Source organism: Cyclobacterium sp., from assembly GCF_014762705.1.
Lineage (GTDB): Bacteria > Bacteroidota > Bacteroidia > Cytophagales > Cyclobacteriaceae > Cyclobacterium.
The window spans coordinates 81,270-94,285 of record NZ_JABURL010000080.1 but is presented as its reverse complement, the minus strand read 5'-3'; the positions used below and the strand labels follow the sequence as shown (position 1 = coordinate 94,285).

The window sequence follows — 13,016 nt, the reverse complement described above, 5'->3', positions numbered from 1 at the left end:
TTTTGTTTCATAGGCGATTCTTTTTGATGGTAACTTCTTTATGATTGATATTGAATTCAAAGCCCATAGAAAAACCCAATCCCGTCAGTACATCGGAAAGGTTTTTGTTCCTGAAAGTTCCTATCACCCTTCGATTAACATTCAGCCCGGGATCAATTTTCATTTCTACCCCATACCATCTTTCCAAATCCTCCAAAATAAGTTTCAGGGGTTTTTTGTCAAAAACCAGCCTTCCTTCTTTCCAGCCGGTAATTTTTTCTACATCAAATTTTTTCACCATAACCCCGGAAATAGCTGTTGACTTATCCATCCTGGCCAATTGCCCGGGCTCCAATTCCATTTTGGATTGAGGACCATCAACAGCGACTCTTCCTTCTGTCAGGGCCACCGAAACCTGTCCGGAGCGGGCAAAAACATTAAAAGCGGTACCCAAAGCTGTAGTAACAATTCCATCGGTTTCCACCCGAAAAGGCCGCAATGAATCTTTGGCGATTTCAAAAAATGCCTCCCCAGATAAACGAACTATCCTATCCTTAACTCCATATAAGGAAGAAAAAGAAACGGTAGTATTGGCATTCAAGGTAATCTTGCTATCATCAGGAAGGGTAAGCTGGAGTTTTTCCCCTTCACCTGTACTTTTCTCAATAATCCTTTCTGAAAGTACAGGTTCTGGTTCCTTGTAATCCACCGCCTGTTTTATAAAAAAGGCACTTGCCAGAAGTAGCAAGAGGCTGACGGCAATTTTACAATACTTCCCCCATGGCCAAATTGGCCTGATTTTGGATTTGGGAAAGATTTTTGAATGAATCTTCTTCAATAGCAATGGATAATCTGTATTGTCAGGTGAATTTGAGTCCGCATTTTTCCAGTGTTCACGGAGGAAGCGATCAAAATTTTCCTTTGCATCATCCTGTTCCAGCCATTCCGTTACCTGCCTGCGTTCCGCAGAATTGGCTGTTCCATTTAAAAATTTGATGAGTAATTCTTTTTCCACTGGGTTTATTGTGCTTTGGAAGTATAAAACACAAGTCAACCCATTTACTTAATGAAGGGTAAAAATTAATAAAATAAAATTTAATAATGGGTAAAATGAAGATTTTAAGAATTAAATTCTGAAAATTAGTATCAATATACTTTCAGAAAAAATATATACCTGTAAAAATCAGCAAAGAAAAGGAGGGGTGATGCAATAATCCCTTTTTAAGGGATTTGGAGGCCAGGTAAAGGTGATGTTCTATGGTCCTTTTTGAAAGGTTCATCTGCAGTGCGATCTGATCACTGTTCAGACCTTTTAGTTTGTTCAATGTAAAGACTTCCTGCTGCACTTTCGGTAACCTGCCAATCATCTCCAGTGCCAACTCTTCCAATTCCTGGTAAGCCAGGGATGCCTCCGGGTCCTGAGCTACCATTATTTGTTCTGTTGCGGCGGTTTCCAGACAGCACTCTTTTTTCCTGTCCCTGATATGGTTGTACATATAGAATTTTACCGATTGAAAAAGGTAACTTTTAAAGGATTTTGATTCATCCAGTTTCTTCCTCCTCTCCCAAATTCTTACAAAAATTTCCTGCACGGCTTCCTCTGCCAGGTGCTGGTCGGTGAAAAAAGTTAAAGAGAAGGCCATTAGCTTTTTGGCATACCTGTGGTACAATTCGTCGAATGCCTTGACATCCCCTTGCCTGAGGCTGATAAGTAATGTTTCGTCCGTATATTTTTCCAGCAATCCCATGATCAAGAGCTATTTGGGTTTGGTTAGGCAGTGGTTAGGCGGAGTAATTTGTAAAGATTTGCCTCCACAATATACCTTTTATTATAATAAATAAAAAAATACCTTTCTCAGGTAGTAAACCTACAAAGGTTTACTTTTCTGTTTTTTCTGTGATCCAACGGATAGCAAAATACTCACAACTGCCCTTGCCTGCATTGCGGATGCCATGAGGGTCAAATGCAGCCAGATAAATCACCGACCCAGCACCCAGTCTGTATGGAGTACCATTAATCATTTCCTCTACCTCACCCTGCAAGATCAATATGATCTCTTCATCAGCATGCACATGTGGGTCATGGCTTTTTTCCCCTTCTTTCAGGGTGGTAATGTGCATTTCCAGTTCTCTAAGGGTTTGGGTCGGTGCCTGCATGACAGCTCTCCTCCCACCTCTGGAATTCTCCCTATATTCCATTTCAGAATAATCAAAAAGCACTGGATTCGTATCTATGGGCGTCAACTCCTCATCAACTAATTCCGATTCCCATTCAATGATAAAAAAGGAAGCCTTATTGTCATTACCAACAGCTATCCTGATGGGCATATGTGAAGGAATCCAGCCCACACTTCTTTGGCCCAGGGCAGTTTCTTCTTCAGCCATTTTTAACGAAAGTGCTCCATCACTGACCAGTACTAAACGCTCTTCTCCTGAATGCAGGTCCATGGTTTCCGAGCCCTGCAAAGTATAATGGATGATGCGAAAATTGTCCAGGGTTTCGGTGGGCCAATCCATCAGTTTCCTCTCTTCTACTGCTCCGTTTATGGATACAGGAAGCATTTCCCATTCAAATACCGCCGATGGATGTGGAAGATGCTGGGCATTTCCCGTGTTTAATACCAATATAAAAATACAAAAGAATAATTTTTTCACAGTGGGTTCAGGGTTTATTTGGTCAATTGAAAGATTTGGGAAATTTAAAACTATTCGGGCTTTAAAACAATTTTATCTTCAACGCAGTAAATTTAGATTTATCCTGGAATAAAATACAGAACGGGAATTGAAGCCTGATATTGAAGAATGGACGGAAAGGTTGGAAATGGGTATACGCATAACTTCAGACTGCCGCGGGTGCAGGGACCTTTTGGTCCATTCGACTGAATCCAGGTCTGCACCCTCGCCGTGAGGAAAGGATAGGTCATCGGTAGAATTAACAATTTAAAAAACGCAGAAATCGGGATGACGGAGAGGTTTTGGTATAACACAGCGCTGATTAGCAACAAAACCTGATGGTTTTGTGAAATTATGGCAGAAATCAAAAAAAAAATTGATCAGCTTTGCCTTCGTTTCGCTTTTTCCCAGGTACTTTTTTGAGCCCCCCTCAAAAACCGGATCAGCCCGGCAATTACGGCATAGTTCATGAGACAAAAATAAAAAGGAATAAAAAGCACCTTGACCTTAATTTTTTTATTCTCCAGAAGGTAACCCAAAAACGCTGCAAGATAAAACAAAACCTGTGCTGTCATCAAAAACTGATAAACCCATCCCTGTGGCCAAAGCAGAAGATTTAGAAAAAAAATCAGGATCAATAAAAAAGGCGTAATGGTCCACCTCAAAACCCTGTGAGATAGATATTGAAAAAACAATACGGGGTTTTTGATGGGGGTAATCTTAAAAAGGAGTCTTTGCATGGACTGCCAGCCACCGGCACTGATCCTTACTTTTCTTTTTAACTCCTCCTCAATGGAGTCAGAGGCTGTCTCCATGGCATAAGCCTCAGGTTCATAAACGATTTTGTATCCTTTGGACGCAATCAACAAAGACTGCATGAAATCATCGAGGATGGTATCTTCAGGTAAAGGTTCATACAGGGAAGACCTGAAAGCTACCAATTCCCCGGCAGCTCCTACCGCAGAGTACAGTTGGGAATCCAATTTTTTTAAAAAGGATTCGTACTTCCAATACATGCCCTCACCTGCAGCGCTTGCTTCTTCCATCGCTTCCATCAGTACCCGTTTTTCGCCTGAGACACAGCCAACATTTTCGAATTGAAAATGTCTGACAATATTCCTTATTGCTTCGGGATTCAGCAGGGTATTGGCATCTGTAAAAATCACAATGGGGGTTTTAATGATTTCCATGGACCTGTTTTCCGCGGCTGTTTTACCTGCTCTACGGTCTTCATGCAATAATTTCACCTGAGGATAACCAGCAAGCACCTCTCTGAAAGCATCTGTAGATCCATCTGTTATAAAAATAATCTCCAGTTTTTGTTGGGGATAATCCAATGATAGAGAATTTTCCACTTTTGAGCCGATAATATCCGACTCATTAAAACAAGGAACCACCAGGCTTACATTTGGAAAAAAGTTTGGGTTTTCGGCCTCCTCAGTGGGAAGAAACAACTTTTTCAGTTTCACCAGGAGGTATAAAATTAAACCGTATCCAAAAAAAGTATAGGCAACAATGATGATTGCCAACCAAAATACAATAACAGTCATATGATTAATTAGGTTACAAATTTGAATTTATAATTAAATTATCGAATTTGTAAACAAAAGTGGAATGCATAGAAAGAAAATTTCGATTGTTTCAAAATTTTGGTTTTTTAAAAAGCAATATTCAAAATTAATTTACCGTCATATTTAAACATTTTGATCATTCCTTTTCCAGGATGTTTGAAACAGGCTATTTTCGCACAAGAATCCATTTGGGTAGTGAAAACTCTTTAAAAGCATGAAAAAATCTAATCAGATTGCTGATTTTTATCTAGGTCGGGGTTTACAAAACGAGAACTTTGAAAAAACAATACTTTTGGCGGAAAGATTGACCGGCTGTGAGCAGGTTTTTTTGGGCTTTTTTGACAAGGAAGGATTATGGTTAATATCATTTTCCAAGGGGGTAAAGGAAACCTATATTTCCGAAAAAGACACATTATATGATTTTTTAAAGTCCGGTAATGATTTTCAGGAAATAAATGATCTCCAAACCAATAAAGCATTGGCTCAAAGTGATTTTTTGGCAAAACTCTCCCCGGCTACCTATTTGGCTGCAAAGCCATTAACCGGCGAAAATGAAAACATTCTGGGATTATTGGTGGTATTGGGAACGAAGGCACCGGAATCCAGCCAGCTAATTTCAGAAAATCTGGGGCTTTTGAACCTACAAATCCGTGATTACATAAAGGCAAAAACTGAAAATTTTGAAGATCGGCTTTTAAGCAAAGCCTTGGGTATTTCTCTGGATTTGATTACTGTCATCAGGTTTGATGGGAAGTTTATAAAAGTTAATAAGGCATTCAAAACCTTGCTTGGCTATGGTGAGGAAGAGCTTTCGGAAAAGCCCATGGCAGATTATATACATCCGGAGGATGTGGAGGGCACCATGGTGGAAATCAACAAACTCATCAAAGGCGAAGCGACTACAAGTTTCAATCACCGGTTAAAAACCCAAAATGGTAGCTATAAAACTTTTGCATGGACGGCTACAGGTGACATAAAAAACAAATGGATATTTGCTATAGGAAGGGATATTAGTGAGGAAAAGGAAAAAGAAGTAAAGCTTTTATCCAGTGAAGAAAAATTTCGGTCCTTCTTTGAAAACAGCCAGGGATTGATGCTGACTCATGACCTTAAAGGCAATTTTTTAAGCTTTAATAACTATGGAGCAAGGTTGTTGGGGTACAGTGTCGAGGAGATGCTGTCGAAAAAATTATGGGACATTATCCCAAAAAGGTACCATCCCGAAATTGACAGCTACTTCAAAGAACTTCTTCAAGATGGAAAAGCCCAGGGCCTGATGACCACAAGGCAGACCAACGGAAGCTTAAAGGTCTGGTTGTACAGTAACACCCTCGAGAAAGATTACCGGGGTAACACCTATGTTATCGGAAATTCCATAGATATTACTGAAAGACTCAGATTAGAAAGAACCATACAGAACGCAAAAGAATTGCTGAGCCAAACACACAGAATGGCAAAAATTGGGGGTTGGAAGTACGACACTGAAAAAAACTTTTTAAGTTGGACAGATATTACCAGAAATATTTTTGAGGTTGATGGAGATTTTAATCCAAAACTGGAAGACGCGTTTGGATTTTACAAGGAAGGTTTTTACCGGGATAGAATGCAAGAACTTTTTGGGCTTGCAAGGGATTATGGAAAAGCCTGGGATGAAAAATTAAAAATCATCACCGCAAAAGGCAAAGAATTATGGGTGAGGACCATCGGTGAAGCCCACATAGAAGAAGGTAAATGCCTTTACCTTTTTGGAACAATACAGGACATCCATGAAACTGTGAACAGGGAAAACCAGTTGATCCAAAAAGAACAGATGCTTTTGGCGATCTCAAGAGCCACTGATGAGTTGCTTTCGAATAGAAATTTATATGAAGCTATTTCCAATAGTCTGGAATTGATCGGAAAAGCTGCGGATGTAGACAGGGTGTATTATTGGGAAAACAGCTTTGCTGAAGGCGGCTCAGTACTCACCTCCCAAAGATTTGAGTGGAGTTCTGATGAAGTGCAACCCCAAATCAATAACCCAGACCTACAAAACGTGCCCATTAATTTTTTCGGGGAATTTGTCGCACCCATGGAGAACAATGAGATTTTCTTTGCCATTTTATCCAAAATGCCGGAAGAATCCTCCACCCGTGAATTTCTGGCAAATCAGAATATCAAATCCATTCTTTCCATTCCCATATTTACCAAAGACGGATTTTGGGGTTTCATCGGATATGACGATTGTAAGTTGGAAAGGGAATGGTCGCAAGCTGAAATTTCTTTATTAAAAAGTTTTGCCAACAGCATCTCCAATGCAATCGACAGAAACATTCTTGAGAAAAACCTTATAGAATCGAAGGAAATGGCTGAAAAAGCCAGTCTCGCGAAATCAGAGTTTTTGGCCAACATGAGTCATGAGATCAGGACCCCGCTTAATGGCATCATTGGATTTACAGACCTTTTGTTGAAAACAGACCTGACTGAGGTTCAAAACCAATACATTGATATCGTTAACCAATCTGCCAATACCTTGTTGAATATCATCAATGACATCCTGGACTTCTCTAAAATTGAGGCGGGAAAACTGGAATTGGATATCAACAAAGCAGACATTTTCGTATTGGCGGGGCAGGCAACTGATGTTGTTTCTTACCAGGCCCAGAATAAGGGTGTCGAAATGTTGCTTAACCTGGAAAAAGACCTGCCCAGATTTATATTTATAGATGATGTCAGGCTAAAACAAATTCTTATCAACCTACTTGGGAATGCTGTAAAATTCACCAATGAGGGAGAAATCGAATTAAAAATACAAACCATTTCCGTTCAAAATGAAAAAGAGCGACTGGTAAGATTTGAAGTCAGGGATACGGGTATAGGGATATCTGAGGAAAACCAAAAAAGGATTTTTGAAGCTTTTGCACAAGAAGACGGATCTACCACTAAAAAATATGGTGGTACCGGTTTGGGCCTGACCATATCCAATAAACTTTTGGCCATGATGGGTTCCGAATTAAAACTGGAAAGTAAATTGGATGAGGGTAGTAAATTCTATTTTGACATCAAACTCAAAACAGAAAATGGAAGTAACCTTAAAAAATCAGATACCAGTTTTATCCAAAAAGTTTTAGTGGTAGATGACAATGAAAATAACCGATTGATCTTGAAGGAAATGTTTTCCCTGAAAAAAATTCATATGGAGGAAGCAGTGAATGGTTTTGACGCACTTCAAAAAATAGAGAACAATGGTGATTTTGATGCGGTATTAATGGATCTTAACATGCCTTATATGGATGGTCTGGAAACGACAAAAAAAATAAGGGAAAATTTCCCGGAAAATAAGGCTGCCACTCCCGTTATGCTCTTACACAGTTCGGCCGATGACGATTACATCTATACAAAATGTAAAGCACTTGGTATCGACATCAAACTATCCAAACCGATAAAAATAAATGCGCTTTACGAAGCGCTGGCTCAACTCAACCCTAGAAAAAAGACTTTTTCTAAAGATTCATCCCCCGTCAATGAAGAAAAGCCATTAAACAACAAACTGACAGTACTTATTGCTGAAGACAATGCCATCAACATGTTTTTGGCCAAAACCATTGTACTCAAAGTGTCTCCCAATACGAAAATCTTAGAAGCGATTGATGGAAAAACGGCATTTGAAATGGCCCAATCCTTCCTGCCTGATATCATCTTAATGGACATCCAAATGCCGGTCATGAGTGGGCATGAAGCAACCAGAAAGATCAAAGCTTCACCAGAACTTAGTCACATTCCCATTGTCGCCATCACCGCAGGGAATATTAAGGGAGAAAGGGAAAAATGTATGGAATCGGGAATGGTCGATTTTGTAGCCAAACCAATTGTGGAAAAAAACATTATCCAGATATTTGAAAAATGGGTAAATCCAGTACATTCATTACAGGCGCCTGACAATAAATCCGCTGTAAATGCTGAACGAAAAAACACATCAACAAAGACTATAAACCCAAAAAATCATTTTAATGTTGAAAAAGTCATCGAATACCTTGGTGACGAGCCCTTGGTTATCAAAGATGTGTTGAAATTGACACTAAAGGAGCTGGACCATTCAAAAAATTTATTGATCAAACATTTTAATGACCAAAACCTTCCGGGATTAAACAGCGAAGGACATAAATTGAAGGGCTCGGCCTTGACAGCAGGACTAAATCAATTGTATGAAATGGCCGTAACCTTCGAAGAGCTGGATTCTTTTGAATCCGGTGGATTAAAGAAGTTGTTTGAGGATTTTTCGAAAGAAATTGAAACGGTAAAAGAATTGATCAACCAGTACATTAAGGATTAGATAAGGGGAACTATAAATTACAGGAAATTAACGCTGTTTTTTAGTTGTTCTTTATATTTGGCGCCGATTGGGATGATTTTTCCATCCACCACAGCCGTATCGCTATCAAAATCAGTTAAATAATGCAGGTTGATTACGTAGGAGCGGTGCACTTGTACAAATTCCGGATTACCGGATAACTTGTCCAGGAAGTTGGAAATGGTAGATTTGATGGTATAAGTTTGTGATTTACACTTCAGGCTGATATAATCCCCTTTTCCCTCGCAGAAGCTTATTTCTGCAAAAAGAATTTTTTTATACAACCGATCATCCTTTACAAAAATAAAGTCTTTTGAATAAGCATTTGGGTCGATCCTCGCCTCTGATTCCTTACATTTATCTATGCCTTTAAGAAATTGAGCATAGGCAAAAGGCTTTTGTAAATAGAAACAGGCATTGGTTTCAAAAGCGGATATGGCATTCTCATGATTTGCCGATATTACGATCAAGGCCCCATCATATTGACTGTGCTTAAGAATCTCAAAACCATTCATTTCAGGCATTTCAATATCCAGAAAAATCAGATCAATATTGCCTTTGTTTTCCACAAGAAAATTCAAACCCTCAATGGAGTCAGTAAACTTCGCCTGCAGATCCAAAGATTTGGTCTTGGATATATAATGAGAAAGCACCTCGATGCTGGCTGCATCATCATCTATGATTACACAACGGATCATTTCATATTCAGGTTTTATGGTTCAATTAAGTGATTCAATCAGTCAGAATGGTTAGATTTTGATGCAATTTCCGGATCACTTTAGCTGGGACTCCCCCAACTAAAGTGTGGGGAGCTACATCTTTGGTTACTACTGCCCCTGCAGCTACTGTTGATCCTTTACCTATCCGCACTCCTTTCAGCACCATAGACCTGGTCGCCAGCCACACATCGTCTTCAATGACAATAGCTGCAGACTTTCCTTCAGCAGACCTGGCATCTACCCCATGAAAATCTCCGTCCATGATAATCACCTGATTGGCTATCTGACAATTTTTCCCAATAGTAATATGTTTGCTTGCCGAAACAATACAGGCAGTATTTACAAAAGTGCCCTCACCAATTTCAAGCAAAGCACCCCTATCCGCAAATAACTGGGTAGTCCCCATATGTGACCAAAGTTTGCAATAATTTCCAATCCTGATTTTGCCAGCGCCTTCCACTCTCAAACCTCCTCTGACAGTTACCCATTTACCCACTTTCTCACAGTTCCGAAGCCTGAATTTGGCATTCAGAAGTCTCCAAAAACCTTGTAATAACTCCTTTGCAAGCAGGCTGTAAAGTTTAAGTATTTCGCCAAAACCTCTGGCTTCCCTGCCAAAAACCGATTGGCTTTTTTGATTCAATTTTCCTGCAATAGTATGCTTAATCATCAACCTTCTAAATAATTAATGAATATATATGCTGAAAATTTAAATTCAAAAAAAAAGGATAAATTAAAAATTTTGTTACTTTTATTTTAAAAATAGTGCTAAAACAGTAAATTATTTTACATAAACCTATTTTTGTCATTGATATATAAATAAATGAAATTTGTGCTGAAAAAATCAACATTCTACTCCCGCCTGATATTCGTTTTGGTCGTAATGATTTTTTTAACTGATAAAAATGTACGGGCGCAAGAAGAAGTCAATACCCTTGAAGGCATCGAATTGAATATTCCCCTGGAAAATCAACTTTATAGTTTAGATAGCCTTATCGGTATAGCCATATCCAATCACCCAACCATCAAACTAAATGAAGCACTTATTGGGTCGGCGGAAGAACGGGTGAAACTGGCGCAAAAATCATGGGCGGATTTATTCCGTGTTTATATCGACTATGGATATGGCAATCAGGCCATCTTGACGACCGGATCCCAAGGTGGGGACTTGAGCAACATCGCAAACGGATACAGGGCAGGGGCCAATCTTAGCATTCCCTTGTCCGAAATTTTCAATAGGAGAAACCGGATCAAACTTCAACAAAATGAAATGGAGGCTACTTTTTTCAAAACCCGCGAGATGGAATTGGTCATTGCCGAACAGGTCGTGGAAGAATACAACAATCTGCTACTGGCACACCGACTGATGCAAATCAGGTATCAAATGCAGGAAAAAGCCAGGACCAACCTGCAACAGATGGAAATGGAGTTTAATTCGGGAAATCTGGATGCATCCAGCTACATGAGAAATGCAGAAATCCATACCGTTGCACAATCTGAATACGAAAATGCAAGGAGGGATTTTTTTGTCGCCACCAAAAAACTAGAAATATTGATCGGACTCCCCTTAGCTAATATCATCCTTAGAAATGACAATTAAACAATTCATTCTTTTAGTTTGGAAGAACAAATTCTTTATCGTGTTGCCACCTATTCTTGCAGCATTGGGGGTCTTCCTTTTGACCAGCAATATGCCCAGGGAATATGAAAGTAAAACAATCGTGTTTACCAACCCAAGTTCCAATCAGGGTGCCACAGATGGTGGGGTGGTGAGGATGGATTTTTACACTTCAAACAATTTATTTGACAACCTTACACTTTTAGTAAAGTCCAGGCAAACTGTAGAAGAAGCGTCCCTTCGGCTGATGGCCCAACACCTTTCCCTTTCCGGTCCGGAGGAATCGATAATCGGTAGGGATCCCTATTCCGAACTAAAATCACATTTCTCCGAAAGGATGTGGGAGGATTTAGCAGTAGTTGGTAATGAAAAGGAAACATACGCGAATGTAAAAAATCATTATTTAAGTTTTGAAGATTCACCGATTGAATACCTGTTGAGGGAACACGACCATTACGCGATTAGCAAAATCATTGAGCGCTTGTATGTTAGTAGAAAATCCTCCAGCGACATGATGGAAATCGCATACAGAACCAATGACCCTGGTATCTGTTACCATACGCTCCGGTTAGTGACCGATGCTTTTACGAGCAGGTATTCGGACATGAAAGAAATGGAAAACATCAATTCCATTACCTATTTTCAAAATCAACTGGTGATTGCGCAGAACAAATTGAGAGCGGCGGAGGAAAACCTCAAATCCTTCATGACGCAAAACCGGATATTGAATTATTATGAACAGGGCAAATACCTGGATATTGCCAAACTAGAGCATGAGCAAGACGAAGAAAGATCCAAACGTCTGCTTTCAGGCACTGAGGCCAATCTGAATGAAATCGAAAGTATGTTTGAGAATTTCGATAAAAGGCAGGTAATCATTCAACGGATAGGTACCCTTCAGGATCACATCGTTTCCAAAAACATGGAGATTCAGGGGCTTGTAGCGCAAAATGCACGATCCCCCCGAATAGATAGGCTGGAAGAAGAAATCGAAAACCTAAAAAACCAAATCGATGAAGCCTCCTCCGAATTGTTTCAAAATAGCAATACCCAAAACGGACTACAGCGGGAGACCATACTTGAAGAATGGCTTCGGTTAAAAATTTTATTTGAGGAGCAGAAACAAGCCCTGGATGTCATGCAAAACAGGAAATTATACCTGTCCGAAAAGATTGAGGAATTTGCACCTCTCGGAGCGGAATTGAAGAAATTGGAAAGAGAGGTCAGTGTAAACGAGGAGCAGTATCTATCCATTCTGCACGGGCTAAATATGGCTTATTTAAATAAATATGACCTGGAAATGTCCTCCTCTCAAAGGTTGATCGATGAACCATTTTTTCCAAAAACCCCCCTGCCTTCAAAAAGAGCATTATTGACGCTGGGTGGGGGAATGGCCACTGGTTTTATCATGTTCTCCCTGGTTTTGCTTACTTTCTTTCTGGACAATACCATAAAATCCGGACCCAATGCAGAAAAAGTGACGGGATTAAAGGTGGCCGGTGCCTGGCTCGACGAAAACCGAATGGAAAATACGGTCGACCAACACAAATTGGCACAAAAAGAAATCATTCAATTTCACAACAACCTGAACAAATACCTTCCCAAAACGGGAAAAAAAATCATTTTGTTTTACAGTTTAAAACCCGCAGAAGGCAAAACGTATTTGATTAAAAAATTGGTGCAGGACCTTGAGAAGCAAAACAGGGAGGTGATGTATTGGGGCATGAAAGAGGATACCGGGAAGATGCCCTGTGCCAGCATGGCTTATCCGGATTTAACGAGCATTCAGGGCAATTTTGAGCAGTATTGGTCTAACAAAATTTCCCAAACTGAGAAGGAATTCATATTATGGGAATTGCCCAATATTGCAGAAGCACCCCTCAACTACTCCCTGATCAATCAGGCGAATGCCCTGGTGATGATATTGGATGCCGAGCGCAAATGGACCCAGGCAGATCTTCATTTACTCAATAATTTAAAGGAAATGGTAGAAGTACCCCACCTGATCTGGCTCAATAAAATGAAAAGTGATGAATTGGAAGACATTATCGGAGAAATACCCAAGAAAAGATCATTCATACGCTCAAAAGTGAAAAAACTGCTTTCCTGATAAACTCAAGGACCAA

The 13,016-nt window shown here is 39.8% G+C and carries 9 protein-coding genes; 3 read left to right on the top strand and 6 right to left on the bottom strand.

The window, feature by feature from the left end; translation table 11 throughout:
• Window positions 1–7: 7 nt before the first annotated feature.
• The 4 genes from HUJ21_RS15240 to HUJ21_RS15225 form a co-directional block, all read right to left on the bottom strand.
• The gene (locus tag HUJ21_RS15240; protein ID WP_291371248.1) at window positions 8–994 is read right to left on the bottom strand and encodes a FecR domain-containing protein; all 987 of its coding nucleotides are present in this window, start codon (window positions 992–994) and stop codon (window positions 8–10) included.
• Between the two features lie 142 nt (window positions 995–1,136).
• On the bottom strand, window positions 1,137–1,727 hold the full coding sequence (locus tag HUJ21_RS15235) for an RNA polymerase sigma-70 factor (RefSeq protein ID WP_291371246.1): 591 nt from the start codon (window positions 1,725–1,727) through the stop codon (window positions 1,137–1,139).
• Window positions 1,728–1,857: 130 nt separating this feature from the next.
• Entirely contained in the window at window positions 1,858–2,634 is a 777-nt protein-coding gene (locus HUJ21_RS15230) for a cupin domain-containing protein (RefSeq protein WP_291371244.1), read from the bottom strand.
• Between the two features lie 398 nt (window positions 2,635–3,032).
• On the bottom strand, window positions 3,033–4,202 hold the full coding sequence (locus HUJ21_RS15225) for a glycosyltransferase family 2 protein (protein ID WP_291371242.1): 1,170 nt from the start codon (window positions 4,200–4,202) through the stop codon (window positions 3,033–3,035).
• Window positions 4,203–4,437: 235 nt separating this feature from the next.
• On the opposite strand from HUJ21_RS15225, the gene HUJ21_RS15220 reads away from it, so the two are divergent.
• Window positions 4,438–8,535 carry a PAS domain S-box protein gene (locus HUJ21_RS15220; RefSeq protein WP_291371240.1) on the top strand — a complete coding sequence of 1,366 codons (4,098 nt, stop codon included), beginning with the start codon at window positions 4,438–4,440 and terminating at the stop codon, window positions 8,533–8,535.
• Window positions 8,536–8,552: 17 nt separating this feature from the next.
• Here HUJ21_RS15220 and HUJ21_RS15215 read toward each other — a convergent pair whose 3' ends face one another.
• Together HUJ21_RS15215 and HUJ21_RS15210 are read right to left on the bottom strand one after the other, a co-directional pair.
• Entirely contained in the window at window positions 8,553–9,251 is a 699-nt protein-coding gene (locus tag HUJ21_RS15215) for a LytTR family DNA-binding domain-containing protein (protein ID WP_291371238.1), read from the bottom strand.
• 34 nt (window positions 9,252–9,285) lie between these two features.
• Window positions 9,286–9,942, bottom strand: a complete 657-nt coding sequence (locus tag HUJ21_RS15210) for an acyltransferase (protein ID WP_291371236.1) — start codon at window positions 9,940–9,942, stop codon at window positions 9,286–9,288.
• Between the two features lie 153 nt (window positions 9,943–10,095).
• Here HUJ21_RS15210 and HUJ21_RS15205 point away from each other — a divergent pair, with 153 nt between their 5' ends.
• Window positions 10,096–10,872 (top strand): TolC family protein, encoded by a 777-nt coding sequence (locus tag HUJ21_RS15205; protein WP_291371234.1) that lies wholly within the window; start codon window positions 10,096–10,098, stop codon window positions 10,870–10,872.
• Window positions 10,862–13,000 carry a lipopolysaccharide biosynthesis protein gene (locus HUJ21_RS15200; protein ID WP_291371232.1) on the top strand — a complete coding sequence of 713 codons (2,139 nt, stop codon included), beginning with the start codon at window positions 10,862–10,864 and terminating at the stop codon, window positions 12,998–13,000. Before HUJ21_RS15205 ends, HUJ21_RS15200 begins: the two co-directional genes overlap by 11 nt.
• Window positions 13,001–13,016 lie beyond the last annotated feature (16 nt).

What these genes read in the sequence shown, in the direction of transcription:
- HUJ21_RS15235 (WP_291371246.1), bottom strand. Translation starts at nt 1,727, where the DNA reads ATGGGATTGCTGGAAAAATATACGGACGAAACATTACTTATCAGCCTC.
- HUJ21_RS15225 (WP_291371242.1), bottom strand. Translation starts at nt 4,202, where the DNA reads ATGACTGTTATTGTATTTTGGTTGGCAATCATCATTGTTGCCTATACT.
- HUJ21_RS15220 (WP_291371240.1), top strand. Translation starts at nt 4,438, where the DNA reads ATGAAAAAATCTAATCAGATTGCTGATTTTTATCTAGGTCGGGGTTTA.
- HUJ21_RS15215 (WP_291371238.1), bottom strand. Translation starts at nt 9,251, where the DNA reads ATGATCCGTTGTGTAATCATAGATGATGATGCAGCCAGCATCGAGGTG.
- HUJ21_RS15210 (WP_291371236.1), bottom strand. Translation starts at nt 9,942, where the DNA reads ATGATTAAGCATACTATTGCAGGAAAATTGAATCAAAAAAGCCAATCG.
- HUJ21_RS15205 (WP_291371234.1), top strand. Translation starts at nt 10,096, where the DNA reads ATGAAATTTGTGCTGAAAAAATCAACATTCTACTCCCGCCTGATATTC.
- HUJ21_RS15200 (WP_291371232.1), top strand. Translation starts at nt 10,862, where the DNA reads ATGACAATTAAACAATTCATTCTTTTAGTTTGGAAGAACAAATTCTTT.